At 66.9% G+C, this 25,072-nt stretch carries 26 protein-coding genes and 3 pseudogenes; 14 read left to right on the top strand and 15 right to left on the bottom strand.

The annotated features are described in order from the left end of the window. Nucleotides 1-50: 50 nt before the first annotated feature. Complete coding sequence (locus JJ685_RS03100) at nt 51-1,340, top strand: aminotransferase class V-fold PLP-dependent enzyme (protein ID WP_201672697.1); 1,290 nt, start codon at nt 51-53, stop codon at nt 1,338-1,340. 206 nt (nt 1,341-1,546) lie between these two features. Here JJ685_RS03100 and JJ685_RS03095 read toward each other — a convergent pair whose 3' ends face one another. The 4 genes and pseudogenes from JJ685_RS03095 to JJ685_RS03085 all read right to left on the bottom strand — a co-directional run bounded on the left by JJ685_RS03095 (nt 1,547) and on the right by JJ685_RS03085 (nt 4,562). Then, on the bottom strand, nt 1,547-1,828 hold the full coding sequence (locus tag JJ685_RS03095) for a hypothetical protein (RefSeq protein WP_201672696.1): 282 nt from the start codon (nt 1,826-1,828) through the stop codon (nt 1,547-1,549). 290 nt (nt 1,829-2,118) lie between these two features. Then, nucleotides 2,119-2,253, bottom strand: a pseudogene (locus JJ685_RS29595) (IS110 family transposase); the annotation flags it as partial. 424 nt (nt 2,254-2,677) lie between these two features. Further along, nucleotides 2,678-3,250, bottom strand: coding sequence for a hypothetical protein (locus JJ685_RS03090; protein ID WP_201672695.1), 573 nt, complete (start codon nt 3,248-3,250; stop codon nt 2,678-2,680). A gap of 352 nt (nt 3,251-3,602) precedes the next feature. Then, nucleotides 3,603-4,562, bottom strand: a complete 960-nt coding sequence (locus JJ685_RS03085) for a LysR family transcriptional regulator (RefSeq protein ID WP_201672694.1) — start codon at nt 4,560-4,562, stop codon at nt 3,603-3,605. 110 nt (nt 4,563-4,672) lie between these two features. On the opposite strand from JJ685_RS03085, the gene JJ685_RS03080 reads away from it, so the two are divergent. The 6 genes from JJ685_RS03080 to JJ685_RS03055 are packed head-to-tail and all read left to right on the top strand — an operon-like array spanning nt 4,673 to nt 10,241. Beyond that, nucleotides 4,673-6,142 (top strand): form I ribulose bisphosphate carboxylase large subunit, encoded by a 1,470-nt coding sequence (locus JJ685_RS03080; RefSeq protein WP_201672693.1) that lies wholly within the window; start codon nt 4,673-4,675, stop codon nt 6,140-6,142. Nucleotides 6,143-6,155: 13 nt separating this feature from the next. Beyond that, nucleotides 6,156-6,596, top strand: coding sequence for a ribulose bisphosphate carboxylase small subunit (locus JJ685_RS03075; protein ID WP_201672692.1), 441 nt, complete (start codon nt 6,156-6,158; stop codon nt 6,594-6,596). A 4-nt stretch (nt 6,597-6,600) separates the two neighbouring features. After that, a complete protein-coding gene (gene rpe, locus JJ685_RS03070) occupies nt 6,601-7,311 on the top strand; it encodes a ribulose-phosphate 3-epimerase (protein WP_201672691.1) in 711 nt (236 codons plus the stop codon). Continuing rightward, nucleotides 7,311-8,258: a CbbX protein gene (gene cbbX / locus JJ685_RS03065; RefSeq protein ID WP_201672690.1), complete on the top strand. Its 948-nt coding sequence runs from the start codon at nt 7,311-7,313 to the stop codon at nt 8,256-8,258. Before rpe ends, cbbX begins: the two co-directional genes overlap by 1 nt. 13 nt (nt 8,259-8,271) lie before the next feature. Further along, nucleotides 8,272-9,354 carry a class 1 fructose-bisphosphatase gene (locus JJ685_RS03060; protein WP_201672689.1) on the top strand — a complete coding sequence of 361 codons (1,083 nt, stop codon included), beginning with the start codon at nt 8,272-8,274 and terminating at the stop codon, nt 9,352-9,354. Nucleotides 9,355-9,365: 11 nt separating this feature from the next. Continuing rightward, the gene (locus JJ685_RS03055) at nt 9,366-10,241 is read left to right on the top strand and encodes a phosphoribulokinase (RefSeq protein WP_201672688.1); all 876 of its coding nucleotides are present in this window, start codon (nt 9,366-9,368) and stop codon (nt 10,239-10,241) included. Here JJ685_RS03055 and JJ685_RS29590 read toward each other — a convergent pair. The 7 genes and pseudogenes from JJ685_RS29590 to JJ685_RS03025 form a co-directional block, all read right to left on the bottom strand. After that, nucleotides 10,235-10,492: a hypothetical protein gene (locus tag JJ685_RS29590; protein ID WP_236598663.1), complete on the bottom strand. Its 258-nt coding sequence runs from the start codon at nt 10,490-10,492 to the stop codon at nt 10,235-10,237. The genes JJ685_RS03055 and JJ685_RS29590 overlap by 7 nt on opposite strands. 80 nt (nt 10,493-10,572) lie before the next feature. Further along, nucleotides 10,573-10,806, bottom strand: a pseudogene (locus JJ685_RS30355) (molybdopterin-guanine dinucleotide biosynthesis protein MobB); the annotation flags it as partial. 29 nt (nt 10,807-10,835) lie between these two features. Further along, nucleotides 10,836-11,297, bottom strand: a complete 462-nt coding sequence (locus JJ685_RS03045; RefSeq protein ID WP_236598764.1) for an AAA-type ATPase lid domain-containing protein — start codon at nt 11,295-11,297, stop codon at nt 10,836-10,838. Between the two features lie 21 nt (nt 11,298-11,318). After that, nucleotides 11,319-11,639 (bottom strand): annotated as a pseudogene (locus JJ685_RS29585) (sigma 54-interacting transcriptional regulator); the annotation flags it as partial. Continuing rightward, a complete protein-coding gene (locus JJ685_RS03035) occupies nt 11,608-12,258 on the bottom strand; it encodes a P-loop NTPase family protein (protein WP_201672684.1) in 651 nt (216 codons plus the stop codon). The pseudogene JJ685_RS29585 and the gene JJ685_RS03035, both read right to left, overlap by 32 nt. Beyond that, on the bottom strand, nt 12,255-12,521 hold the full coding sequence (locus JJ685_RS03030; protein ID WP_201672683.1) for a hypothetical protein: 267 nt from the start codon (nt 12,519-12,521) through the stop codon (nt 12,255-12,257). The genes JJ685_RS03035 and JJ685_RS03030 overlap by 4 nt, the downstream gene beginning before the upstream one ends. A gap of 124 nt (nt 12,522-12,645) precedes the next feature. Further along, a complete protein-coding gene (locus JJ685_RS03025; RefSeq protein WP_236598662.1) occupies nt 12,646-14,064 on the bottom strand; it encodes a phospholipase D-like domain-containing protein in 1,419 nt (472 codons plus the stop codon). Between the two features lie 810 nt (nt 14,065-14,874). Here JJ685_RS03025 and JJ685_RS03020 point away from each other — a divergent pair. The 3 genes from JJ685_RS03020 to JJ685_RS03010 all read left to right on the top strand — a co-directional run bounded on the left by JJ685_RS03020 (nt 14,875) and on the right by JJ685_RS03010 (nt 17,129). After that, nucleotides 14,875-15,375 carry a hypothetical protein gene (locus JJ685_RS03020; protein ID WP_201672682.1) on the top strand — a complete coding sequence of 167 codons (501 nt, stop codon included), beginning with the start codon at nt 14,875-14,877 and terminating at the stop codon, nt 15,373-15,375. A 143-nt stretch (nt 15,376-15,518) separates the two neighbouring features. Further along, on the top strand, nt 15,519-15,857 hold the full coding sequence (locus JJ685_RS03015; protein ID WP_201672681.1) for a hypothetical protein: 339 nt from the start codon (nt 15,519-15,521) through the stop codon (nt 15,855-15,857). A 366-nt stretch (nt 15,858-16,223) separates the two neighbouring features. Continuing rightward, nucleotides 16,224-17,129, top strand: coding sequence for a trypsin-like serine peptidase (locus JJ685_RS03010; protein ID WP_201672680.1), 906 nt, complete (start codon nt 16,224-16,226; stop codon nt 17,127-17,129). Between the two features lie 104 nt (nt 17,130-17,233). Here JJ685_RS03010 and JJ685_RS03005 read toward each other — a convergent pair whose 3' ends face one another. Continuing rightward, nucleotides 17,234-17,809, bottom strand: coding sequence for a DNA-3-methyladenine glycosylase I (locus JJ685_RS03005; RefSeq protein ID WP_201672679.1), 576 nt, complete (start codon nt 17,807-17,809; stop codon nt 17,234-17,236). Nucleotides 17,810-18,153: 344 nt separating this feature from the next. On the opposite strand from JJ685_RS03005, the gene JJ685_RS03000 reads away from it, so the two are divergent. Further along, nucleotides 18,154-19,119 carry a dipeptidase gene (locus JJ685_RS03000; protein WP_201672678.1) on the top strand — a complete coding sequence of 322 codons (966 nt, stop codon included), beginning with the start codon at nt 18,154-18,156 and terminating at the stop codon, nt 19,117-19,119. Nucleotides 19,120-19,359: 240 nt separating this feature from the next. Here the strand turns inward: JJ685_RS03000 and JJ685_RS02995 are convergent, their stop codons facing one another. From JJ685_RS02995 to JJ685_RS02985, 3 genes are all read right to left on the bottom strand, one after another. Beyond that, nucleotides 19,360-20,052 (bottom strand): DUF1345 domain-containing protein, encoded by a 693-nt coding sequence (locus tag JJ685_RS02995; protein WP_201672677.1) that lies wholly within the window; start codon nt 20,050-20,052, stop codon nt 19,360-19,362. Nucleotides 20,053-20,209: 157 nt separating this feature from the next. Then, a complete protein-coding gene (locus tag JJ685_RS02990) occupies nt 20,210-21,085 on the bottom strand; it encodes a DUF3616 domain-containing protein (protein ID WP_201672676.1) in 876 nt (291 codons plus the stop codon). 281 nt (nt 21,086-21,366) lie between these two features. Then, nucleotides 21,367-22,263, bottom strand: coding sequence for an NmrA family NAD(P)-binding protein (locus JJ685_RS02985; protein WP_201672675.1), 897 nt, complete (start codon nt 22,261-22,263; stop codon nt 21,367-21,369). Nucleotides 22,264-22,368: 105 nt separating this feature from the next. Between JJ685_RS02985 and JJ685_RS02980 the strand changes: the two genes are divergently transcribed. From JJ685_RS02980 to JJ685_RS02970, 3 genes are all read left to right on the top strand, one after another. Then, nucleotides 22,369-23,247 carry a LysR family transcriptional regulator gene (locus JJ685_RS02980; protein ID WP_201672674.1) on the top strand — a complete coding sequence of 293 codons (879 nt, stop codon included), beginning with the start codon at nt 22,369-22,371 and terminating at the stop codon, nt 23,245-23,247. Nucleotides 23,248-23,343: 96 nt separating this feature from the next. Continuing rightward, nucleotides 23,344-24,168, top strand: a complete 825-nt coding sequence (locus JJ685_RS02975; protein ID WP_330901721.1) for a HipA family kinase — start codon at nt 23,344-23,346, stop codon at nt 24,166-24,168. Beyond that, nucleotides 24,146-24,556, top strand: coding sequence for a DUF3037 domain-containing protein (locus JJ685_RS02970; protein ID WP_201672673.1), 411 nt, complete (start codon nt 24,146-24,148; stop codon nt 24,554-24,556). The genes JJ685_RS02975 and JJ685_RS02970 overlap by 23 nt, the downstream gene beginning before the upstream one ends. Nucleotides 24,557-25,072 lie beyond the last annotated feature (516 nt).

The following is a 25,072-nucleotide window of genomic DNA, read 5'->3' as shown; positions in this document are numbered from 1 at the left end:
GACCGGGTCAGCCCTCCTTTTGGAATTCACCCATGCAACACGAAACGAAAATGCCTGCCGCAGCCGATCGCGGCGAAGCCTTCCCTGCCGAACTGTCGCAGCAGATCAAGGCGCGCTTCAATCACGTCGACCATGACTTCAAGGGCCGCCAGCGGTTGTACTTCGAGAACGCCGGGGGGGCCCTGCGTCTCAAGGCGGCCGTGGAAGCGGCCGGGAAAGTGGACGCGATCCCGGACTGCCCCGAGCGCATCCACGAGGTCGCGGTCTGGCTGAAGGAGGTGCAGGTGCGCGGCGTCGAGGACGTGCGCCTGCTGCTCAATGCCCAGGGCGGCACCGTGCATGCATCGCTCACGGCGTCGGGGGCGATGTTCGACATGGTGCGCGCCGTGGCGGAAAACGTGCCTGGCGACAACATCGTCACCACGGTGCTGGAGCACCCGTCTTCCTACGACGCGGCCGCGCAGTACGCGCAGCGGCTCGGTAAGGAATTGCGGGTGGCGCCCAGCAACCGCGTCACCGGCGGAGTCGACGTCGAGGAGATCGTCCGCCGCATCGACGAGCGCACCTGCATGCTCGTGGTGATCTATGCCTCCAACATTTCCGGCGCCAAGCTCGACCTGGAGCAGGTGGTACGCCGCGCCCGCGAGGTCAAGCCGGACCTGTACATCGTCGTCGACGCAGTGCAGCACGCACCGCACGGGCTGATCGACCTTCGGAAGACGCCGGTGGACGCCATCAACATCGCGCCCTACAAGTTCTACGGCTGTCGCGGCTCCGGCTTCTCCTGGCTGTCCGATCGCGCCGCCGTGCTGCCGCACCACAAGCTGGCGGCCCGGAGCGCCGATTTCTGGGACCTGGGCAGCTCGGCGCCCTGGCAGTTCGCCGTCATGACCGAGATCGTCAACTACGTCTGCTGGATCGGCGGCCAGTTCGACAGCGGCGGGGACCGGCGCGCGCTGTTCGCCCGCGGCATGGAGCGCATCGGCCTGCACGAGCGGGCGCTGCTGGCGCGCCTGCTGGAAGGCTCGCCCGGCGTGCCGGGCCTGCGGCTTCTGCCCGCGGTCAAGGTGCTGCTGGACCACGACGACCTGTCCCGGCGCGACCTGATTCTCGCGATCGCGCTCGAGGGCCTGGATCATACGCAGGCCGTACGCGAATACGAGAAGCGCGGCGTCATCGTGTACGAGCGAGTGGCTTCCAGCATCTATTCCGGCCGCATGCTGGATTCCCTGGGGCTCGACGGTGCGGTTCGCGTGTCGCCCCTCCATTGCCACACCTTCGAGGACGTGGACCGGTTCCTGGAGGTCACCCGCGAGATCTGCGCAGCCGTCGCTCGCTAGGTCGACACGAGTGCCCGGCGCGCGCGGGCGCATCCGCCAGGGCAGGTGACGCCGCTGTTGCCCGCGACTTCGGCCGCTATCCACAGGCGGCAGGGGAAGACAGAGTTCGGCCAGCACCAGCCATTGAGGCGGCCGGTGCTGGGTGTCGCCGTGCGCGATCAAGATTGGTCGATGAGGCGGGATTCCGGGGGAAGGGCGGTGCGGCGTCAGGTGCGCCCGCCGGTGTTGAGCACCAGGAAAAAGAGCATGTTGGGGAGCGCAACGACCCATAGCACGCCGCAGCCGCTGAGGAGCAGCCAACCCCAGCGCGCTCGCGTGACGAACTGTCGCCATCGACCGAAATACCAGCAAAGCCAGCCCCAGTAAAGTATTTGCAGGCCCCATGAAGAGGGAACCCACCAGAACGCGAGGAGCAGAAGCGCTGCATGAGCACAGCAGCCGTAAAAGTAGTCCCGGCGGCTGCCGTCCTCCTCGGATAGGTCGTTCATGTGTGTGGTCGTTGACTAGGGAAGGTCTTATATGGGCGCCTCCCGGATCGCAAGGACGTTTTGCGTGATGAACAGGAGGCTGGGCTGCAGTCTTATATCCGGCCTGTGGCGCAGGCGGGCAAGCCTGCTGGCCCTGATGGCATTCGCTGACGGGATTCCCATCTGAACATCGAGCTCAAGGCTCAAGTTCCCAATCGGAGTGTTCCCGTCCCGGTCCGACCTGTCTGGCCCATCACACACGTCGCGTCCCTTGCTCTCCTAAAGGGTGCCGTCCCCGGCGTTCAATTCGATCATGCGGCTTGCCATGCTGCGGCGCGCCAGGCTTGGCCTCGAGCGAGCACAGCCCAGATTGTTCGGGCGATCTTGTTGGCAACCGCCGCGACGGCAACGCTGTAAGGCCTGCGCTTGAGTATTGCCGCAAGCCAGGGCCACGTCGTCGCACTTGCATTCGGGCTGGGCTTTGTCCTTGGGCGGCTCTTTGGAAAGGCATGGCGCGTGATGATCACGGCTGCCGCGCTTGTCCCCGCACTTGGGACATGGTTGATGTTCATCGCCGTTAGCCTGGGGCTGGCGATCTTCGCGTTTCCAATCCCGATCGCTTACGGCGCTGCGGTCAATCTGGGCGCCACAGCAGGGGGCAAGGGTCGCCCCAAAACGACATCACGTACGCCAGCATGAGAGCACGGCGTGGCTGCTGACATTCCGATGATCTTCCGTCATCGGCCATCAGCAGCCCTCGGCGTGTCGGCGCGGAAAGACGCAACATCGAGGAGGCAAGCTACGTGGGTGGGACAACCGAGTTGGCAATGGTCGCGCCCGCGCACCTGCGCGACGTCTTTCTGCAACCGCTTACATCGAATCAGTCGAATTGGGATCGTCCGGGGGCTCCACGCCATCTAGCAGTACCTTGAAGGCGGGTGGGCCGACAACCCTGAACCAGTTTTCAGATCTCTCGCGGTACGTGCCGCCATCTGCGCTGCAGAAGAAGAACTTGGAGGCCCCGCGTTCGATGAGGTAGTCCTCGATGGACAGCATCGCACGTTCGAGCAGGTGCTCGACCGAACCGCGGATGCCGTCAGCAAGCACGGCTCGAGCGCGTTGCGAGTAGCGGACGAAGGCATCGCGGTCGAAGGGCACTTCGGGCGTGCCGCTGAAGTCAAGCAGGAATCCGATCCGGCCTTGCAGGTATGGGTGGGACTCGACCTCGGTGAATAGCGACTCTCGCGTCGAATCCTCGACGATCAGGCGGGCCTTTCGGATCTCCTCCTTCGCCTGTTCCACGCCGAAGCCGGGGATTGCGTCAGCCTTCGACAGCGCGTGATACAGACCGCCCGCATGTAAGGCCAGTGCTTGCACGCCCCTGAGGGTAGTGCTCGCTGTGTACATCTCATCGATGCGATGGTTAACAAGCAGGTTCGACATCACGCGATCCCACTTGGACCTCTCAGCCTCCAGGTCGGGCCCATTGGATTTCACTGTGTCACTGTTTACCCAGGCAACGACGCTGAATAGGCGAACCAAGTCAGCATCGTCGCTCGTCGGGGCCAGGGCTCGCTCAAGGGTCTTTATGTCCGCTGGGGAGGCGGGCCCTGAGAAGTGATCCAGAACTAACGATGCGACCTGGACCGCTGAGGAGGACAACGCGCCCTGCGCCTCCAGTTCGCGAAGGGGGATGTATCCGCGAGCCAAGCAGAGATTCTTTGTGATGCCTTTGCCAGTAGATGTCTGTAGATGGCTGGATGCGGCCCAATCTCAGCCGTCGCAGAGGCGGCCGTTATTGCGCGGTGCCTGCCTTGGCTGACACAAGCGCGTATGGTTGACCGAAATGCTCCGCAAGGAAGGCCTCGCCGCGCTCCAGCATGAAGTAGCGGAACGCCTCCGCCGCCGGCGAGAGCGTGCGCCCCAGCGTGTTCACGACATGCCAGCGCCGCATCAGCGGCAGCCCTTCGACGTCCGGCGTGGCGATCAGCTGGTGCGCGAGCTCCAGGCCCAGGGTATGCAGCGACAGCAGGCTCACGCCCATGCCCGCCATCACCGCCTGCTTGATCGCCTCGTTGCTGGCCATCTCCATCGCCACGTGCGGCGAGAGCCGGTGGGTCTGCATGTACTCCTGCAGCGCTGCCCGCGTGCCCGAGCCTTCCTCGCGCACGATGAAGGCTTCGCGCGATAGCGCCTGCGCCGGCACGTGCTCCATCTGCGCGAAGGGGTGGTCGGGCGCGGTCACCAGCACGTGCGGGTGCAGCGCAAAGGGCTCGGCGCGCGTGGACCATTCCGTCGGCGGCCGGCCCATGATGGCCAGTTCCACCTCGCCCTGGCGCATCAACTCCACGATCTCGTCGCGGTTCTGCGCCACCCGCAGGCGGATCTCCACGCCGGGATGATCCTGCCGGAAGAGGGCCAGCATGCGCGGCACGAAGTACTTTGCCGTGCTAACCATCACCACGTCGAGCACGCCACTCTGCAGGCCTTTGAGGTTGGCGACCATGTCCTCGGCGTCGCGCATGGCGGCGAGCACGCGGCGCGCGTGGGCCAGCACGTATTCGCCCACCGTCGTGAGCGTCACCGCGCGGCTGGTGCGGTCGAACAGGGGCATGCCGACGTGCTCCTCGAGTTCGCGGATCTGCATCGACACGGCCGGCGGCGACAGGGAAAGCTCCTCCGCCGCGCGCGCGAAGTTCAGGTGCTTGCCGACCGCGGCGAAAACCCGCAACTGGCGCAGGGTGGCGTTCTTCATTCAGCGGAGCTTAACGATGGCATCAGAAGATCTGACTTCCGCTGCATGCTAGGCCTGCCTAGAGTCCCCATCAACCGCTGCATCGGTGCGGCGATTGATGGAGATCAAGGATGAACAAGCCCGTCGACGAAGGCCTGATCACCGACGCCAGGAAGCGCTATGCCGCGGGCGTCCTGAAGTACCGGCAGATGGGCTACTGGGACGCGGACTACACACCGCGCGACACCGACGTCCTATGCCTGTTTCGCATCACGCCGCAGGAGGGCGTGGACCCGATCGAGGCCGCGGCGGCCGTGGCGGGCGAATCCAGCACCGCGACCTGGACGGTCGTGTGGACGGACCGCCTCACCGCCTGCGACACCTACCGCGCCAAGGCGTACAGGGTGGAGCCGGTCCCGGGACAGGCCGGCCAGTACTTCGCGTGGGTGGCCTATGACCTGATCCTGTTCGAGGAGGGCTCGATCGCCAACCTCACCGCCAGCCTGATTGGCAACGTGTTCTCGTTCAAGCCGCTGAAGGCAGTGCGGCTGGAGGACATCCGCATCCCGGTCGCATATGTGAAGACCTTCAAGGGCCCGCCGACCGGGCTGGTCGTGGAACGCGAGCGCCTGGACAAGTTCGGCCGCCCGCTGCTGGGCGCCACCACCAAGCCGAAGCTGGGTCTTTCCGGCCGCAACTACGGGCGCGTGATCTACGAAGGCCTCAAGGGCGGCCTCGACTTCATGAAGGACGACGAGAACATCAACTCGCAGCCCTTCATGCACTGGCGCGACCGCTTCCTGTATGTGATGGACGCGGTGAACAAGGCCAGCGCCGCGACCGGCGAGATCAAGGGCTCGTACCTGAACGTGACCGCCGCGACCATGGAAGACATGTACGAGCGCGCGGACTTCGCGCACGATCTCGGCTCCGTGGTGGTGATGGTGGACCTCGTGGTCGGCTGGACCGCGATCCAGTCGATGGCGGACTGGTGCCGCCGCAACGACATGATCCTGCACATGCACCGTGCGGGCCACGGCACCTACACGCGGCAGAAGACGCATGGCGTGAGCTTCCGCGTGATCGCCAAGTGGCTGCGGCTGGCGGGCGTGGACCACCTGCATGCCGGCACCGCGGTGGGCAAGCTCGAAGGCGACCCGATGACCGTGCAGGGCTACTACAACGTGTGCCGCGACGCCTTCACCCGGCAGGACCTGCCGCGCGGCCTCTTCTTCGACCAGGACTGGGCCGACCTGCGCAAGGTGATGCCCGTCGCCTCCGGCGGCATTCACGCCGGCCAGATGCACCAGCTGCTGGACCTGTTCGGCGACGACGTGATCCTGCAGTTCGGCGGCGGCACCATCGGCCACCCCGCCGGCGTGCAGGCCGGCGCAGTCGCCAACCGCGTCGCGCTGGAGGCCATGGTGAAGGCGCGCAACGAGGGACGCGAGGTCGCCGTCGAAGGCCCGGAGATCCTGCGGGCCGCGGCGCGCTTCTGCACGCCCTTGCAGCAGGCGCTGGACACCTGGGGCGACGTCTCCTTCAACTACCAGTCCACCGACACGAGCGACTACGCCGTGACACCCTCCCTGTCGATGTGAAGGAGCCCGCGCCATGATGACCAATCCCACCGGCCGCCTCAACCAGGGCCAGTTCAGCTTCCTGCCGGACCTCACCGACGCCGAGATCCTGGCGCAGATCGAATACGGCCTGGCGCGCGGGTACGCCTGGAGCGTCGAGTCCACGGACGATCCGCACCCGCGCAACACCTACTGGGAAATGTTCGGCATGCCGATGTTCGACCTGCGCGATGCGGCCGGCGTGCTGGCGGAAGTGCGCCAGTGCAGGAAGACGTTCGTCTCCCACTACATCCGGCTGGTGGCCTTCGATTCGACGCGCGGCGTGGAATCGGTGGCCATGAGCTTCCTCGTGCAGCGGCCCGAAAAGGAGCCCGGCTTCGGCCTGGTGCGGCAGGAAGTCCAGGGCCGCACCATGCGCTACACGGTGCACAGCTACGCCACCGATCGGCCGGAAGCGCGCCGCTACGAGGACTGAGGCCGTGCACCTGATTGCCCCTTCGATCCTCTCCGCGGATTTTGCGCGCCTGGGTGAGGAGGTGCGCGCCGTGATCGCCGCGGGAGCGGACTGGATTCACTTCGACGTGATGGACCAGCACTACGTGCCGAACCTCACGATCGGCCCCGACGCGGCGCGGGCGATCAAGCGCCACTGCGTGCGCAACGACGGCATGCGCGTGCCGCTCGACGTGCACCTGATGGTCAAGCCCGTCGATGCGCTGGCGCAGGCGTTCGTCGAGGCGGGCGCCGATTTCATCTCCTTCCACCCGAACGCGAGCGCGCACGTGGACCGCACGCTGCAGCTGATTCGCGCCGGTGGCTGCGGCGCCGGCCTCGCGTTCAATCCGGCCGAGCCGCTGGACCTGCTGGAATGGGTGATCGACAAGGTGGACATGGTGCTGGTGATGGGCGTGCACCCTGGATTCGGCGGCCAGGACCTGATCGAGTCCTCGCTGCGCAAGATCGCGCAGGCGCGCCGCATGATCGATGCGCACCGGCAGGAGACCGGACGCGAAATCCGGCTGCAGGTGGACGGTGGCGTGAAGGTGGAGAACATCCGCCGCATCGCCGACGCGGGCGCCGACACCTTCGTCGCCGGTAGCGCGATTTTCGCCCACCCGAGCTACATCGAGGTGATGGCGGCCCTGCGCCTGCAGCTCGCCGTGCGCGCACGGGAACCGGAGCCGTCGTGATGGCGCTGCCTGCCTACGCCCTTGCCGCCGTCGCCGCGGCACCTGCCGACGCTGTCGAACCCCCACCCGCGCGCACGGTCGCCGAGGTCCTCTCGCACACCAACGTGATGGCGGTGCTCGATGAGCTCGATCGCGACCTCGTGGGCCTCGCGCCCGTCAAGCAGCGCATCCGCGACATCGCGGCCCTGCTGGTGATCGACAGGCTGCGCTCCGCCGCCGGCCTGCAAGCGCGCGCGCCCTCCCTGCACATGTCCTTCACCGGCAACCCCGGCACGGGCAAGACGACGGTCGCACTTCGCATGGCGCAGATCCTGCACCGGCTGGGCTACGTGCGCAAAGGGCACCTCGTTGCCGTGACGCGCGACGACCTGGTCGGCCAGTACATCGGCCATACCGCGCCGAAGACGCGCGAGGTGCTGAAAAAGGCCATGGGCGGCGTGCTGTTCATCGACGAAGCCTACTACCTCTACCGGCCCGACAACGAGCGCGACTACGGTCAGGAAGCCATCGAGATCCTGTTGCAGGTGATGGAGAACCAGCGCGACGACCTGGTGGTGATCCTCGCAGGCTACCAGGACCGCATGGACACCTTCTTCCGCTCGAACCCCGGCCTGAGCTCGCGCATCGCGCACCACCTGGCCTTCCCGGACTATTCCGACAGCGAGCTGCTGCAGATTGCGCAGCGGATGCTGCAGGACATGAACTACCGCTTCGGCGCCGGCGCGCTGGAGGCGCTGGAAGCGTACCTGGCGCTGCGCATTCGCCAGCCGCACTTCGCCAACGCGCGGAGCGTGCGCAACGCGCTGGACCGGGCGCGCCTGCGCCAAGCCAGCCGGCTGTTCGCGCAGCCGGAACGCGAGCTCGGACGCGAGGAGCTCAGCACGATCGCCGAGGGCGACATCCGCGCGAGCCGCGTGTTCGCGCTTGCCGCGGCCCACGCGCAATGAGGGAGGGATCACCATGCATCTCGGACGCACTACCTTGTCCAAGTTCCTGCTGCAGCAGTTGCGGGACATCGCGGACGGCAACGACCTCGGCGCGCTGCTGGTGGACGTGGCCGCGGCGATCAAGACCATCTCCGCCATGACGGCCAAGGGTGCCCTCGGCGGCTACCTCGGCGACCTGGAGCAGCGCAACGGCCAGGGCGAGCTGCAGAAGAAGCTGGACGTGCTGGCCAATGACACGATGATCCGTCACTGCGAATGGGGCGGGCTGCTGGCCGCGATGGCCTCGGAGGAGAACGACGAGGCCCTGCCCATCCCGCCGGATTGCAGCCGCGGGCCCTTCCTGCTGGTGTTCGACCCGCTGGACGGCTCGTCGAACACCGATGTGAACGTGTCGGTGGGGACGATCTTCTCGGTGCTGCGGCACCGCGAGGGCGCCAGCGGCGACACGGCGGACTTCCTCTTGCCGGGCCAGGAGCAGGTGGCGGCCGGCTACGCGATCTACGGGCCGGCGACCATGCTGGTGCTGACGGTGGGCAAGGGCACGCACGGCTTCACGCTCGACCGCGAGATCGGCAACTTCATCCTCACGCATCCGCTGATGCGCATTCCCGCGGACACGGGGGAGTTCGCCATCAACACCAGCAACGCGCGCTTCTGGGAGGCGCCGGTGCACCGCTACGTGGCGGAATGCCAGGCGGGGCGCAGCGGCCCGCGCGCGCGCGACTTCAACATGCGCTGGATCGCCTCGATGGTGGCAGAGGTGCATCGCATCCTGGTGCGGGGCGGCGTGTTCCTCTATCCGCGCGACAGCAAGGACGCGGCCAAGCCCGGGCGGCTGCGGCTGCTGTACGAGGCCAACCCGATCGGCCTGCTGGTCGAACAGGCAGGAGGTGCGGCCAGCACCGGCCGGCAGCGGCTGCTGGAGGTGCAGCCGACCTCGCTGCACCAGCGGGTGCCGGTGATCCTGGGCTCGCGCAACGAGGTGGAGCGCATCGAGCGCTACCACGTAGAGCACGACAGCGGCACCGACCGTCCTTTCGTGTCGCCGCTGTTCAACGAGCGTTCGCTGTTCCGGCCCGAAGCCCTGGTGTCCTGAGAGGAGCCGTCATGTCCGTGCGCCATCCCGTCGTCGCCGTGACCGGTTCTTCCGGGGCCGGCACCACGACCGTCATGAAGAGCTTCTCCCACATCTTCCGGCGCGAGCGCATTGCGGCGCAGGTGATGGAGGGCGACTCCTTCCACCGCTTCGACCGCCGCGAGATGCGCGAGCGCGTGCGGCAGGCCGACTCAGGCGAAGGGCCGTCCATCAGCCATTTCGGCCCGGACGCGAACCTGCTTGCGGAACTGGATCAGACCCTGCGCGAATACGGCGAGACCGGCGGCGGCAAGGTGCGCCGCTACATCCACGATGCGGAGGAGGCGAAGGAACTGGGCGGCGAGCCGGGCACCTTCACGCCGTGGGCGGCCATGGAGCCGGGCAGCGAGCTGCTGTTCTACGAGGGACTGCATGGCGGCTACGTCGGCCCGGGCGCCAACGTCGCGCGCCACGTGGACCTGCTGGTGGGCGTGGTGCCCATCATCAACCTGGAGTGGATCCAGAAGCTGCACCGCGATCAGAACCTGCGCGGCTACAGCCAGGACGCCGTGGTGGAGACCATCCTGCGCCGCATGCCGGACTACGTGAACCACATCTGCCCGCAGTTCAGCCGAACGCACGTGAATTTCCAGCGGGTGCCGACGGTGGACACCAGTAACCCCTTCATCGCCAAGGACATCCCGAGCGCCGACGAGTCGATGGTGGTGATCCGCTTCGCCGATCCCAAGGGCATCGACTTTCCCTACCTGATCTCCATGCTGCACGATGCCTGGATGAGCCGGCCCAACAACATCGTGGTGCCGGGCGGCAAGATGGGCCTGGCGATGCAGCTGATCTTCACGCCCATGATTCTTCGGCTGATCGATCTGAAGCGGCGCGCTCAATGACGCCTGGGCGCGCCGTTCTTTTCCGAAGGCTGCGGCTGCAGATTGGCGCCCCGTTGGGCCGCGGCCTCCTGCAGCGGCTGTGCCCAGCTCTGGGCTTGGGAATGCCCCTCGCTCGCGTACCAGCGACAGACAAACTCCGCAACCGCGGAAATGTCGCAGATGTCGAGGGCGACGATTGAGCCATCAAGCAGGCTGGAGCTGTCGCTGACCACGGCGAGAGTGTCCGGCCGACGCAGCAGATGTTTGCCCATGCCTGAGCGCCAGACCTCGATCTTCGGAACGATTCGCTCTTCATCCCCTCGACCAGGACCACGTCGCACGGCCGCAGACCGGCCAGGATCTCCTTCAGATCCGGCTCCGCTTCGTCGCGCAGTTCGTGCACGACGCCCCAGCGGTTGCGTCCCACGACCGCCACGTCGTGGCAGCCCGCCTCGCGCAGCCGGTGCGATTCCTTGCCCGGGCGATCCAGTTCGATGTCCTTGTGACTGTGCTTGACCAGTGACACGCGCAGGCCGCGTTCCACCAGTTCGGGAATGAGTCGCTCCAGCAGGGTCGTCTTCCCCATGCCGGACCAGCCCACGATGCCAAGTACCTTCATGATTGCCTCGCCGTACGGGCCGCGCCCGACGCGGGCTCCGAGTTGTCGGAAGTGAGCGCATGGATCTGCAGCCGCTTCATCTTCTCCCACAAGGTCTTGCGGCTGATGCCCAGGTACGTCGCCGTGTGGCCGATCTGGTTGCTGCAGTGCTCCAGCGCCTGCCGTTCGCAGTCGCGGATGTACTGGTCGAGGTTGCCGGCAGCGTTCGCGTGCACGATCGCCTCGTGCGGCCAGTTCTCGAACAGCGCCTCCGGCTCCAGCCTGGCCGGGCCCCACAGGATGCAGGCGCGCTCGATGCAGTGGCGCAGCTCGCGCAAGTTGCCCGGCCACGGATAGTTCACCAGCGCCTGCTCGGCGGCGGGCGACAGCAGGCGCGGCTCGCCACCATGCTGCTGGGTGAACTCGCGCAGGAACAGGCGCTCGAACCACGGGATGTCCTCCCGGCGCTCCCGCAGCATGGGAACGCGCAGGTGGATCACGTTGATCCGGTAGTACAGGTCCTCGCGGAAGGCGCCGGCTTCCACCCGCGCACGCAGGTCCTGGTTGGTGGCGCAGACGATGCGGACATCCACCGGGATCGCGGTTTCGCCGCCCACCCGCACGATGCGCCGCTCCTGGATGGCACGCAACAGCTACACCTGCATCAGCAGCGGCATGTCGCCTATCTCGTCGAGGAAGAGCGTGCCGCCGTGCGCCTGCTCGAACACCCCCTTGCGCGCGCGCACGGCCCCGATGAACGCGCCGCCATCAGACCCACGAAGACCACCTTCAGTTGACCTCCTGAAACCCCTTGGCCTCAAAAAGGGGGCGCAGATCCTTCAGCGCGTTGTTTGGGACCGCCACCCATAGCAGATTTCGGGCGCGAGTGGACGCGACATATCCGATGCGCCCAACTTCCGTGCCTACGCCTGCGAGAAATTCCTCTGCATGGTCCTTGAGGGTCATGTAGAGGACACAGTCCAAGCTTTCTCCCGTCGCCTGATGCACGGTGTCGACTCGCAGTGGGACCTCTTCGTCATCGGCCAGATCCTTGGCACCCGACAGCGGGGCATTTGGCAGACCGGTCTTCTTCAACTTGAGCCCGATGTTGGCGGAGGGCGTCAGCCCGAATTCAGTCTGGAGCTTGTCGAGCAAGTTTTTGATGTTGACGACGAACTGCGGATGCCATTGCGTGTCAGCGGTAAGAGTGGCAGATGGCAACCCGCCTAGCGGATCCCGGGTGAAGGTCCAAATCGCGCGCCGCAACGCGCGTACTTCCGGGAACTTGCCGGGCGGGGTTCCCGGGTGAGCGACGTAGCTCACGAGGCCATGCGGCGGCTTATCCAGCAATGCAGCGACCCCAATAGCCACGCTCTGGAAAGCCGTCCGGAAGTCCTTCTTGTGATCACGTAGTACGGTGGCGGCGACAAAGAGCTTCACGGTGCCTTGACCGGCAGGCGCCGTGTCGCCGCGTAGCTCCGGCCGTCGAAGTTGCGCGCGCCCCAGAAGAGCATTCCGTTTGGAAGGTAGACCAGGTCGTGCTCCATGAAGTTGCGGGCCCGCGGCCAGCCCGAACAGACGAAGTTCTCGCCGAACACGCTATGGGTGCCGTTGACGCTCCACGTGGCGTAGCCCTGACCGGTATCCCGGTTCAGGACATCCGCGAAGGCGTTTGCCAGGGGCGTCACGTCGTAGGACTTCATCTGCAACGATGTCCACCCTCTGCGCACCGCTGCGACGGGGGTCGCCCTTCCAGTGCAGGTGACTACTGTTCAGGGTCGAGGAGTACATACGCCGTTGGCACACGTCCACATCCGCTGCTTGCGGTCAGAGCTGGAACGTCAGCCACCGTAGCAATCCCTCCCCGAATTCCCGCACGGAGCTCACTCGATGCGGCTTCAGTACTTCGGCGCTCGCGCACACCTGCTCGGCCCAGGTGGTGAATCGGTCGAGCGCCTGCGGGTCGTAGAAGGCCACCATCATCTCGTAATTGAGGAACAGGCTGCGCGCGTCGAGGTTCAACGAGCCGGCCAGGGCCACCGTGCGGTCCACGACCACCAGCTTGGCGTGCAGCATGGTGGGCGCCAGCCAGACGCGTCCGCCGGAATCGAGCAGCTCGCGCACCGATGCGGCCCGCGCGAGGTCGGCGAGCCGATGGTTGGAACGGTGCGGAAGCAGCAGGTCCACAGTGACGCCGCGCCGCGCCGCCAGCGCGAAGGCCATCATCAGCACCGGGTCGGGGACGAAGTAGGGCGTGACGGCGAGGATGCGCCGCTGGGCATTGAAACAGGCGTCGACCAGCAGTTCATGCAGAGTGTCGTCCGCCTGGTCCGGCCCGCTGGGCAGCAGCTGCGCCAGCGCCTCGCCGGGCGAGGCCACCGGCAGCGGCATGCGCCGCACCAGCGGCGGCGGTGCACCGAGGGCGGTCGCCCAGTCGCGCTCGAACTGCTCGCGCGCCTGCACGGCGAGCGGCCCGTGCAGGTCAAAGCTCAGGTCGGTCCAGGGGCCGTCGCGCCGCCAGGGCGCCGTGGGTGCCACGAAGTATTCGGCCGCCAGGTTGCGGCCACCCGTCCACAGCCACTCGCCATCGGCGATCGCCACCTTCCGGTGGTTGCGCAGGTTCACGCGGCCGCGCAGCGGCGACACCCAGGGCCGCACGAACAGGCCCACTTCGACGCCGGCAGTGCGCAGCGGACGCAGGTTGGGGCGTCCCCCGAGGTAGAGCCCGACGCCGTCGATCATCAGGCGCACGCGCACGCCCTCGCGGGCGCGTTGCGCCAGCAGGGCCATCACCTCCTCGCCCACGACGTCGCGCCCGAGCAGGAACGAGCTCACTTCCAGGGTGTGGCGCGCCGCCACCAGAAGCGCACGCAGGCGCGCGAGTGCCATCGCACCGTCTTCATGCACCGTGAGCTCCCGGCAGGGCACCGGCTCCGGTAGTCTCAGGCCGAAAGCGAGGGCCCGAAAGCGGCCGGCGGGTTCGTTCAGCGCCTCGCGCGCCGCGTCCTCCATGGCCTGGCGCGGATGTCGGCGCGCGCGAACTGTCTTGCGCGTCCCTAGCAGCAGGAACAGCGGCAGTGCGACGTAGGGCGCAAGCGCCAGGAACAGCACCCAGCCGATCGCCGCGGACGGATGGCGGCGTTGGCGGCGCGCCAGCGACTGAATGGCGTAAGTGGCCAGGGCCAGCAGCACCACCGCGGCGTGGAGGGTGAGCCACTGATGTGGGATGAACGGGAGGATGTGCATGCCGCTGTGGCACTGCAATGTACGTCAACGACGCGGCCCCGCAAGCCCCGCGGCTGCGGCTCACCGACGTGAAGGGCCCGTTTCCGTCCGCGCGACCGTGGGTGCGGTACGAGTTCGTCAACCCGGAACCCCGATCACTTGGTGGCCGACCTGAAGATCTTCGTGTGCGTGGGCTGGAGAACGAGCGCAGGCTGATAGCAAAGCTGGCGGAGCTGCGTGCGCAGTTCGTAGCTCCGCCGGCGGCTTGCCTTCCCCTGCATCGGCCGGGGCATCGGTACTGGCCCGCTAGCGGTGCACCCGCGGCGAGCAGGAGCGCCGCTCCCGGCCACAACCGGCCGTGCCATAGGAATCGCATCTAGTGGGCCGTTGGCCGCGCCCAGCTCACGATCAAGCATGACCTCGGGGGACCACATCGACTACTAGCACAGGAGGCGGCGCCGATGGAAGTCGCAGAACGAGTGGACAGGAGTTTCCGAGCCTGAGTCTCCCTTAGCCCCGGGCGAGAAGCATGTTCGGGCGCAAGGAGGTGGGCGGTTGCCTGTCGCCGCCCCCATTGATGGGCGGCGAAATCGGGGGAGCGCCACCCATACTGAAGGGAAGACACCTTCGCCGGCCCTGACTTCATAGCGTCGACCCGGAAAACCCAGACCCCGCACATGAGCGCTTCACCCTACGACGGCGACAGAATCTGGATTGGGAATCGGCCTTGTTCAGACCTTCCCTAAGCTCCCCGTCCTGCCTCGCAGGTTTCTACGGATTCGGGACGAAGCCATTGAGCACGCCCTGGCAGGTGCGCCTGTCCCAGAGGACTTGCATCTTCTGGAGAAATGGCTGGAGGAGGACGGCTGGGATCTGCTGGGCGCGGCCTGGGAGGCGGAGGGCGAGGTCGTGGCGCTGCCGGTGGGTGCACTGGAGTTGACGGATAGTCGAGTGCGAGACGATTTGGACCTCGAGGGTGCTGCCAGTATCACCGACACCATGCGTATTCAATGCGGGCGGAGCCAGCTTAGCCCGGAGTTTGACGAGGGCCACGGCGTCTGCGTGTTTCCGTTCCTGATGCGAGACCGGCACGGGCAGTCGGCCGTCCTTGGCTGCACGGCGCTACTCATGGGCCAGGCTGGCACCTATGCGGAGTGGCACGGGTTATTCAGAACAGTCCACGACTTTCGGGACCGCCTGCGAGGCCAGGGTTACTGGCTGAACGACGAAGACGACCTGCTTGATGGTGCGCTTTTGGCGCACTGGGAGCGCCCAAAGAAAGTCCGAGACAGCATCAAGAAAGGTCCATCCGGCAAGCGCTCGGGTTCTTGAGCGTAGCGCCCGGTGCCTGGGCCGCTACGGCGGCGCTGCGGCACTGTCATCCTTCCCCTTCTTTCGTCACTCTTTCTATGCCCAGAGCTACTCGTTCCAAGAATCCTGCTTCCTCAAGCCAACCTCCGAAGCACGTCGTCCTCATGGACTGGCGCGACTCCAACATGGCGGGCGACATGTGGACCTGGAAAATTTCCTTGACGCGCGCTGCTGATGGGAGCTTTGAACTGAACGCCCTGCAGAAATCGATGACGGGTGAGGACGACTACGAGATAGATGGAGGCGAGGGCCTGCGAGGAGGCGAGGCTGTCTTGGGGGCCATTCGGGATCTGTTCCTGGATGACATGCTGCAGGACTGCTACGAGGACGTTCACTGGAAGTCCATCTTCAAGGCCGTGCGAGCACTCTCCGCACCGCTGGCCAAGGAAATGGCGGCCGCGTTGGCCAATGAGGAGGGTGAGGACGAGGACGAAGAGGAGTAGCGGGCGGTGCTGAATCGAGTAGCTGACTGCCGGGCGGCGCATCGCGCTTGGAAGCCTGTGGTATGTGCGGGGCGCGGGCCCGTGGGACGTAGAGCTTGGTTCCCCGCAGGCTGCATTTTTCATTTCGAATTTTGTGTCCGCGGTGTCATGCGAGCGCGTGCGTCGATGCTTCGCACCCTAGGCGGCGCGGCGCTCGGCGACTAGGTCACATGACCTCGCAGGAAGCAAGCCGCACTTAACAAGCTGGCTCGAGGGAGTGCCGGCGCCGACGGGACTTTCATGCCGTGCTTTCCACCGACGACCGGCGCAGCTAGATTTCGACAGCTTCGCACAGAATCGGCCTCGATGCCTATTCACGCGCGCGCCATGCAATGCCTGCTGCGGGCCTGCACCGACGACACCTTGCCCGCCGGGTCGGTCGCGAGGCCGATGTGGGGAGGCGAGCAGCGGCCCAGGCACGTGCGGCTCGTGTTGGTCTGCCTCGCGTTGTTGCAGGCTGCCTTTGCCCACGCCCATGTCTACGGCATCGACCGACGCGTGCAACGCGACGCCGACGCGCTGCCGTACCGCGCGGTCGGCACGCTCGTGGAGCCGCGCACGGGCAACGGCGGCACGGCATTCCTCGTCGGGCGCTGCCATGTCGTCAGCGCGCACCACGTACCGTACGCCGCGGGCACGCGCCGCGATCCGGCGAACCTGCGGAGCTTGGCCCGCCGGGCGCGCTTCCAGGCCGGCCCGCAGCCGGGCAAGGCACGGGTGTTCGCGTCGAGCACGATCGCGACCGTTGTCGACGCCGGGCGCTTCACCGAAGACGATTTCGCCGGCGCCGCCGGCGACTGGGCAATCCTGCGCCTCGACAACTGCCTCGGTGACCGCTACGGCTGGCTGCGCGTCGACCGCGACACGACGCCGGAAAGCCTGCCGGGCACGAAGCTGACGAGCATCGGCTACCCCCGCTCGCGCGCTCGCCGGCCCGGCGTGACCGTCGAAACCGGTTGCCGGGCACGCGATTTCGGTCCTGCGCCCGGCATCTTCGGCGTGGACTGCGCGTTCGAGAGAGGCATGTCGGGGGGGCCACTGCTCGCGCGCCAGCGCGACGGAACGTGGCGCGTGGTCGGCGTGATATCGCAGTCGCTGGGCACTGGGTCTCCGACCGAATACTCGATGGCGAACCGCAACCAAGCGGTGCACGTCTCCGCATTCCGCAAGGCGCTGGACCGCGTGCTCGGCGCCGAGGCGCGGCGGACGGCGCCGGCGGCAAAGCGGCCCTGATCGAGCTTCTATCTGCCCCGGCGCCGCTGCGGCCGATCCCTACTAGCCCCCGCGCAGGTGCCATTGGTGACGGCCGGAGTCGGCCAGATGCGGCCGTCCCGCTGTCAGCCCCCAGGATGGGAGTTGCGGCGGAAGCAGTCGAGAGAATGGTCGTTGACGATGCCGACCGCCTGCATCCAGGCATAGACGATCACCGGGCCGACGAACTTGAAGCCGCGGCGCTTCAGTTCCTTCGACATGTCCTCTGACTTCGGCGTGCTCGCTGGCGGCTGCCGGCCGTCGCCCACGAGCACGGCACCGCCGGTGAAGGACCAGCAGAATTCTCCGAAGTCGTCGCCGGCCTCACGCATGGCGCAATAGATCCTGGCCGCGTCGATGGCAGCTTCGATCTTGGCGCGTGAGCGGATGATGCCGGGATCGGCTAGCAGCTGCGCAATCTGTCTCTCTCCGAAGTGCGCCACCTTCTCCGGCGCGAATCCGGCGAAAGCTCTCCTGAAAGCTTCGCGTTTGTGCAGGACGGTTCGCCAGGAAAGGCCGGCCTGGAACCCCTCCAGCACCAGCATTTCCCAGAGCATGCGCGGGTCGTGCTGAGGCACGCCCCACTCGTCGTCGTGATAGCGCACCATGAGCGCGTCGTCGCCTTGTGCCCAGGTGCAGCGTGGGTGATGGGGAGCGGTCATGCGGCATCATCCGGCAATTCGCCCCGGCAGACGAGTAGCCGCTGAGCGTCGATTGCTGCCGTCGCCCTTCGTTCTTCCCCTCGGAAGCACGGGTCACGGAGGACGGGGTCCGGCCATAGGCGGACGCGCGACTTTGAGCGCTCCGGGCAGGATGACAGAACCAGGCCGCGGCACGCCCGACTTCCCCAGGATGATCCGGCGGGTTACGCTATTGGACGTGGAGGGAACCGATGCACCAGTGTGTTTCGCGGCGCGCGTTCAGCGGCCTGCTGGCAACAGCACTCACATCGCAACTTGTGCCCGTACGAGCCCAGACGGCTGGGCGCAAGCCCTACGTTGCGGACATGCATTCCCACTACGGCATGTTCCTGCCGCGCCTGTTCGGCAACGACCTTGCACGGCACATGTCCGACCACGGCGTTACGCTGCTCGCGTGGGCCATCGTGGACGACCGCAAGTGGATCTCCGCCGGGCAGGGGCCGCTGCGCCAGGTGGGCGAACCGCGCCCCGGCGAGCTGTGGGCTTATTGGAACCAGCTGCGCACCGAGTATGAAGCGAACCTGCAGAAGTGGAAACTGCAAGTCGCGCGCACGCCGGCGGACATCGACGCCGCGCTCTCCGGTGCGCCGCGCGTGCTGCTCGCGTGCGAGTCCGCCAACTTCCTGGAAGGCCAGCCCGAGCGCCTGCAGGAGGCGCACGGACTCGGCGTGCGCCAGCTGCAGCTGGTGCACTACATCCGCTCGCCGCTGGGGGACCACCAGACCGCCGAACCCACGCACAACGGCCTCAGTGCGGTCGGTGCACGCGTCGTGGCCGAATGCAAGCGCCTCGGCATTTTGCTGGACCTCGCGCACGACACGGCGTCGCTGGTGGACGCGGCGTTGGACGAATCAAGCGCGCCGATGATCTGGTCGCATTCCTGGATCTCGCCCCAGGGCGGCACTTACGGGGATCCGGGTTACATCGCGCGATCGCTTGCCGAAGCGCAGGCGCGCAAGATCACCGCACGCGGCGGCGTGGTGGGGCTGTGGTGCCTGCGCCAAGGCAACGATCCCCGCTATCCGGTCAACAGCAAGGCCTCCTATGCAGACGAGATCATGCGCATGTGCGATCTCGTGGGCCCGCAGCACGTGGGGTTCGGCACCGATATGGAAGGCGTGTGGCCCAACCGCATGATGAACGACTACGGCGACCTGCACGACGTGGTGGAAAACCTGCTCAAGCGCGGCCTGCCGGAAGCGACGCTGCACGGCGTCTTCATCGGCAACTATGCGCGGGCGTTGAGAAACGCTGTCGCTGCGGCGGCCTGAGCATCGGTGTGGTTCCCGGCGGCGGCTTGCCTGCCAGGCAGTGGGTCGCCGACTGCGGTGGGGACCGCTCCCTGCGAGTGCATCTCGGGCGCGGACCTCACGTGCGCTTCCGGCCAGGAGTGGCCGTAGCCTCCGGCTCCGAGTTACCCCGGCCCAACAGACGCCCGACGATGACGGTGGCCAATGGCTGATCGGGGGAGGGTGGGCGAAGGAGATGACAAGTTTCTGGGGATCTTCGCTCTACAACACTGTTGCCGCGATGTTGATCGACAGCGCCAGGAGAATGGCATTGAAGAAGAAGGCAACGACGCAATGCAGCGTGCCGACACCGCGCAGACCCGAGCCGTTGAAACTGATATCAGCGGTCTGGGCAGCTGTCCCGATCACGCAGGCGAAGTGGAAGAAGTCGGCGTAACCCGGGTCCGGCGTTCCGGGAAAGAGCAGCGGATCGGGGCTGCCGTGCATCCTTGCGGCGTAGAAGTCATGCGCGTAATGCTGGGCGAACAGGACCTGCGTGAACAGCCACGACATAAGCACGGTCAGGCCAGCGAGGGAGGTTGGCAAGACTCTTGCCTGCGACGCAAGGTCCTTGACATGTGCGAGCTGGGTTCCGACCGCGAACAAGACGGCCATCGCCGCCAGTACAAGCAGCAGGAGAATGACCAGTCGCCCTTCGTCCTGCCGCGGTGCCCGCTCGCGGATAGTCTGGACGCTGGCACCTGCCATGGAATGCCACGCGAGCCCGAGGTAAAGCAGTGCGCCCGCGTTCCAGGCCAGAAGCGCGCGCGCGGCGTTCGACCCCGGCAGGTCCGCCTGCAGCAGCGCGACGAACAGCGCGATGCCAACGAATGCGCTGCTCACAAGGCGCGGGCGCGCGCGCAGGGCGGCCACGAGCGACACCGGGTGCAATGGGCGGGGGCGGGAGGAAGGCATGGCTGGAATTTTGGCTCGTCGCCGACGCGTTGCCCGGTTCACCGGTCTGCTAGCCAAGAATTCCCGGACCGGGGCCGCTCAATCCCGGAACTGCTCTGGCCTGAAGGCACGGAAGGGCAGACTTCGGCCGGAAGCGGCGGATGGTCGGGCGCGTCGACTACGGAAGATCGACGCGCAGCGCCCGGAACTGCTGTTGCGCTTTCGTTCCCGAGCCGCAAGCCGCTTCGGGTTGCATTGAACCATCGTCACTCAGCAACGTGACTTTCCTGGAAGTCGGTGTGGCAAGGAGTGCCTCCGGAGCGATGCCCGTGGACGGCAGCCCGGACGCAAGCACGGGTGCGTCCGCTGCCTTCCCGGTCCATCGATAGATGGCAAAGGTGCCGCCGTCACCCACCGGACCTGCCACGATCAGGTAGTGGCTTTCGATCCGGTCGATGCTGCGAATGCCACGACCGCCAAGATCCAGGAGGATGGGCGTGTCGAACTTCGCCCGACCGCCGTCGACGACTGCCGCTGGATTCCTGAATGGCACCACCGGCGCCCTGCCTGCCCTCAATGGTCCGCGAAATCCAATCAGAAGCCCATCGCTTTTCCAGGCTGCAAGGCCTTCGATGTTCAGCCCTCCCTCCTGCTCCGGCAAGAGCTTTGCGGCTTCGGCCAGATTCAGATCCCGCAGTTCGGGGGCGGCGATCATGTCTTCGAGAAGGCCTGCATACGCGCTTCCGTGCGGCCGAACGGTCGGCGGGTGCGCCTTCGCGTCGACCTTCGTTGCGAAGAAGCGCTTGCGCCATTCCCTGGGCTTGCCAGACTTGGGGAGGCTGTGGGAAGAGATCCAGTAGATCACATCGCCGACGCGCGCCCCGCCTTCGATGTCCGACGCCTTTTCCCCGGTGCCCAGGAACTTGGCGAGATCGATCGGCTTGCCGACAGGCTTGGGGTGACCCAGCGCGTAGACGAGCAGAGTGTTGCATTCGTCCTCCGCAACGACGAAGTGCTTCTCGTCCAGCATGGCGGCCGCAGAAGCTTCTGCCATGCCGAAGTATCGGGTCTCCGAGGCTGGCTGAGCGAGAGGCTGGCCAGCCAAAGCCAGCGCAAACATGGCCACCGCTGGACGCAGCCCTGCTTGCGTCCCCCGAGCCATCCAGCTCGAAACACCGAAGCATCGCTCTTGCGGCATGGCAGCCTCCGAAGTCCTGGCCGGCAGCATTGAACCATAGTGAGCCGCGCCGCCTCCAGCCATCCAGCGGGGACGTTTGGGGCGGCCTGAAGCAGACTTCCAGACCCGACCTCCCCCGACCCCGGGTCTTGCAGCCCTCAAGCCACACCCACCGCCAGCCGTCCATACGCCGGCGCAAACACTTCGCGCGCGAACGCCTCCATCGTGGTCGGCTGCACTTCGACAGGCGCCACGCTCGCCGACGCCAGCGGCGCAGTGGACAGCCAGCGGGCGAGCGCCTCGATCTGGTCGGCGGCGCTGGCAGAGAAGCCGTGCGCGCGCAGCGCCGCCTTGCCCTCGGCGGGGGCGGACTGGACGTAGGCGAGTCCCGGCCGGCCGATGGCCGCACCGAGCAACTCCGCCGCTTCGCGCATGGTGACGTGGCGCGACGCATGGAGCAGCAGCACGCCCCGGTGCCGCGGCGTCGCCAGCTCGCGCGCGGCCACGGCCGCGATGTCGCGGGTGGCGACCATGGGGATGGCGGCATCCGGGGCCTCCATGCCGGGCAGCACGCCCGCCGTTGCCGCCACCGCCGCACCGGGCAGAAGGTTCTCCATGAACGCGCCCGGCCGCAGGTGCAGCAGGTCCACCCCGCGTAGCGCCTGCAGCCGCTGTTCCTGCGCATGCAGGGCCTCGATGGGACCCGTGCCCTGCGCAAGCTCCGCGCCCATGCTGGACAGGTTCACGACGCGGGGCACCCCCGCCTGGCCCAGGGCGCGCGCAATGGCCGCGCCGATGCGGTCCTGCGCGGAGCGCATGTCGTCCTCGCCGTAGCACGGCGGGATCATCGTGTAGGCCGCCTTCGCACCGGCAAAGGCGCGCTCCAGGAACGCAGCGTCGGCGGCATCGCCGGCAGCGACCTCGGCCCCGGCCCGGGCCAGCGGCGCGAGTGCGCCGGCATTGCGTCCCACCACGCGGACGGGGTGGCCCGCGGCCAGCAACAGGCGGGCGAGGCGGGACGTGATCTGGCCGTTGGATCCGAGCAGGACGAACATGGCGCATTCCTTTCGATGGGGTGGTGGATGCGCCGCATCGTGCCCGCTTTCATCGTCCGGAAAAAGTGCCTTTTAAGGAACGGATTGTTCAGGGATACTGGACAAATGAACCTGGCGCGCCTGGAGATCTTCGTGACGGTCTGTGCCACCGGCAGCTTCACGCGGGCGGCCGACCACCTAGCCATCACCAAGTCCGCGGCGAGCCAGCAGGTCGCCACCCTGGAGCGGGAGCTGGGCGTCCAGTTGCTCCACCGCTCGACGCGCAGCCTCGCCTTGACGGAGGCCGGCACGGCCTTGCGCGACGAGGCACGGGCCCTGCTGGACCAGGCGCAGCGGCTGGCCGAGCGCACGCGCCACCAGGCGGCGCAGCTCACCGGCTTGCTGCGCATCACTTCCGCGGAAGACACCGCGAACTGGGCCGCCCCTGTCGTTGCCGAATACGTGCGGCGCCATCCGGGCATGCAGGTCGAATACCGGCCCAGCGACCGCCTGCTGGACCTCGTGAGCGAAGGCATGGACCTGAGCCTGCGCACGACGGGCCGGCGCGACTCCAGCCTGCGGGCGGTGAACCTCGCCGTGTTCGACGTCTGGTGCGTGGCGTCGCCGCAGTACCTGCTGGAGCGAGGGACGCCCCGGAAGCTGGCGGACCTGTCATCGCACGCGTGGATCGCCTTCACGCCCATCCCCCATCCCTGGACGCTGCAGACCCGCGACGGCAAGCAGTCGGTGCGCCTGCGGCGCGCGTTCAGCACGTCCAGCACCGCCGGCGGCCGTGCCCTGGCGCTGGCGGGACTGGGGCTCTTCGCCGCGCCGTATTTCGCGCTCGAGACCGACGTCGCCGCCGGCCGGCTCGTGCGCGTGCTGGGCAAAGTCAAGCTGCCGCAGGTCACGCTCTATGCCGCCTGGCCCGGACAGGGCGAGCCGCCGAGGAAGACGCGCGAGTTCATCGAACTCGCGAAGGCGCGGCGGGCTGCTTCGGCCTGAAGTTCGTCGCCCGCAGTCATGTCGGCCCACTTCGGGCCTGCGCGGATTTGCCCGTCGAAGCCCACCGCTCCCCACGTTGCGCCCGAGTCGTACAAAATGTGCCGTATGGTTCAATCAGGCACGGAGCGTGTTCCATCCCGGCCCCTGCGCACCGTATCCGCAGCGCGGTACGTCACGCCATTGCGGGAAGGAGGATCGTTGCCGGCCGTGGTCGAAGGCGACGACGATGGTCTCTATGTCCTGAAGTTCCGCGGTGCAGGGCAAGGGCCCAAGGCGCTCATCGCCGAGCTCGTGGCGGGCGAGCTGGCACGTACATTGGGACTGCTGGTTCCGGAGATCGTCTTCATGGAGCTAAATGCGGATCTTGCGCGAACCGAGGCGGATCCCGAGATCCAGGACCTGATCCGCGCGAGCGTGGGCCTGAACGTGGCCCTCGACTTCCTGCCGAGCGCGCTGGCCTACGACCCGCTGGTGGGGCAGCCCGACGCGATGCTCGCCTCGCGGATCGTCTGGTTCGACGCCTTCGTCATGAACGTGGATCGCACGGCGCGCAATACCAACATGCTGCTATGGCACCGACGTCTGTGGCTGATCGACCATGGCGCCTCGCTCTACTTCCAGCACCAGTGGGACGACTACATGGCGCGCAGCAGGTCGCCGTTCGCCCCGATCAAGGATCATGTCTTGCTGCCGCTTGCAATGTCGCTGGAGGAGGCGGACAAGGAGTGCCGCCTCCAGCTTTCGGGTGAGGCCATTGCCCAGGCCGTGGCGTTGATTCCTGATGCCTGGTTGACGGACATCGAGACATTCTCCGACCCTGCGAGCCAGCGCGAGGCGTACCGGAATTTCCTGGCGGCGCGCGTGCAGGCGTCGCAAACTTTCATGGAGGAGGCCGTTCGTGCACGAACCCTGCGCGTATGACTACGCGTTGATCCGCGTGCTCCCCCACGTCGAGCGCGGCGAGTGTATCAATGCGGGTGTGCTTGTCTGCAGCACCGCACGCGGCTTTCTGAAGGCGCGCATCGAGCTGGACGAGGCGCGGCTTCTTGCGCTCGACCCCGCAGCGGACACCCCGACCGTGTCAGCCGCGCTGGGCGCATTCGTGCGCATCTGCGAGGGCGGTTCGCAGGCCGGGCCCATCGGCCAATTGCCGCTTCGCGCGCGTTTCGACTGGCTGGTCGCACCGCGCAGCACCATGATCCAGACGTCGCCGGTGCATTCCGGGCGGTGTTCCGATCTGGAAGCCGCGATGGAGCGATTGCTGGAGCGGATGGTGCGCCGGCCGCCGCTGCGTCGGGTCACCGGCTAGGGTCAAGAGCGAAGCCGTGGGTGCTCTTGCCGCCCCCGATTCGGGAAGGCCGGAACTACCTCGCACCAGTGGATTTCGACACGCTACGCGCAGCGGGTACGTAATGGCGGCGTAAAGGGTCGTCTTCGCGGAGGCCATCTGAATACAGTGGCCGCATGGACACCAGACCCGTCCCGTCAGACGCAACTCCCGAGCTGGCGCTTCCCGGCGCACGCTCAGGTGAAGGCACGGAAACGCTCTGGCGACACATGGCGCGCGACGAGCAGCAGAAGACGAGCAACCGGGGCGGCGGGCAGCGGGAACCCCGCACGTCGCAGCAGGTGTTGCATCCGGGGCGTCGTTCTACGGACCCACGATAGCCAATAGGGTGCCGTGCCGGGATCGCATTGGCCACCCCTTCGCCCGCCACCTCCCTACGCCACCAACGTAGGACATCGGCCACCAGCGTTCAAGCCGGTGCCGGGGGGCGGTGCCGCATCACCGGCGCCATGCTCGGTGCACACTCACGAAATGCAC

It is taken from the genome of Ramlibacter monticola, assembly GCF_016722785.1.
Taxonomy (GTDB): Bacteria; Pseudomonadota; Gammaproteobacteria; order Burkholderiales; family Burkholderiaceae_C; genus Ramlibacter; species Ramlibacter monticola.
This window is presented reverse-complemented; position numbering and strand designations above follow the sequence as displayed.

Coding starts and splice junctions, on each gene's coding strand:
- JJ685_RS03100 (WP_201672697.1), top strand. CDS start 51: ATGCCTGCCGCAGCCGATCGCGGCGAAGCCTTCCCTGCCGAACTGTCG.
- JJ685_RS03095 (WP_201672696.1), bottom strand. CDS start 1,828: ATGAACGACCTATCCGAGGAGGACGGCAGCCGCCGGGACTACTTTTAC.
- JJ685_RS03090 (WP_201672695.1), bottom strand. CDS start 3,250: ATGTCGAACCTGCTTGTTAACCATCGCATCGATGAGATGTACACAGCG.
- JJ685_RS03085 (WP_201672694.1), bottom strand. CDS start 4,562: ATGAAGAACGCCACCCTGCGCCAGTTGCGGGTTTTCGCCGCGGTCGGC.
- JJ685_RS03080 (WP_201672693.1), top strand. CDS start 4,673: ATGAACAAGCCCGTCGACGAAGGCCTGATCACCGACGCCAGGAAGCGC.
- JJ685_RS03075 (WP_201672692.1), top strand. CDS start 6,156: ATGATGACCAATCCCACCGGCCGCCTCAACCAGGGCCAGTTCAGCTTC.
- cbbX (WP_201672690.1), top strand. CDS start 7,311: ATGGCGCTGCCTGCCTACGCCCTTGCCGCCGTCGCCGCGGCACCTGCC.
- JJ685_RS03060 (WP_201672689.1), top strand. CDS start 8,272: ATGCATCTCGGACGCACTACCTTGTCCAAGTTCCTGCTGCAGCAGTTG.
- JJ685_RS03055 (WP_201672688.1), top strand. CDS start 9,366: ATGTCCGTGCGCCATCCCGTCGTCGCCGTGACCGGTTCTTCCGGGGCC.
- JJ685_RS29590 (WP_236598663.1), bottom strand. CDS start 10,492: ATGGGCAAACATCTGCTGCGTCGGCCGGACACTCTCGCCGTGGTCAGC.
- JJ685_RS03045 (WP_236598764.1), bottom strand. CDS start 11,297: ATGCTGCGGGAGCGCCGGGAGGACATCCCGTGGTTCGAGCGCCTGTTC.
- JJ685_RS03030 (WP_201672683.1), bottom strand. CDS start 12,521: ATGAAGTCCTACGACGTGACGCCCCTGGCAAACGCCTTCGCGGATGTC.
- JJ685_RS03025 (WP_236598662.1), bottom strand. CDS start 14,064: ATGCACATCCTCCCGTTCATCCCACATCAGTGGCTCACCCTCCACGCC.
- JJ685_RS03015 (WP_201672681.1), top strand. CDS start 15,519: ATGGACTGGCGCGACTCCAACATGGCGGGCGACATGTGGACCTGGAAA.
- JJ685_RS03010 (WP_201672680.1), top strand. CDS start 16,224: ATGCAATGCCTGCTGCGGGCCTGCACCGACGACACCTTGCCCGCCGGG.
- JJ685_RS03005 (WP_201672679.1), bottom strand. CDS start 17,809: ATGACCGCTCCCCATCACCCACGCTGCACCTGGGCACAAGGCGACGAC.
- JJ685_RS03000 (WP_201672678.1), top strand. CDS start 18,154: ATGCATTCCCACTACGGCATGTTCCTGCCGCGCCTGTTCGGCAACGAC.
- JJ685_RS02995 (WP_201672677.1), bottom strand. CDS start 20,052: ATGCCTTCCTCCCGCCCCCGCCCATTGCACCCGGTGTCGCTCGTGGCC.
- JJ685_RS02990 (WP_201672676.1), bottom strand. CDS start 21,085: ATGGCAGAAGCTTCTGCGGCCGCCATGCTGGACGAGAAGCACTTCGTC.
- JJ685_RS02985 (WP_201672675.1), bottom strand. CDS start 22,263: ATGTTCGTCCTGCTCGGATCCAACGGCCAGATCACGTCCCGCCTCGCC.
- JJ685_RS02980 (WP_201672674.1), top strand. CDS start 22,369: ATGAACCTGGCGCGCCTGGAGATCTTCGTGACGGTCTGTGCCACCGGC.
- JJ685_RS02975 (WP_330901721.1), top strand. CDS start 23,344: ATGTGCCGTATGGTTCAATCAGGCACGGAGCGTGTTCCATCCCGGCCC.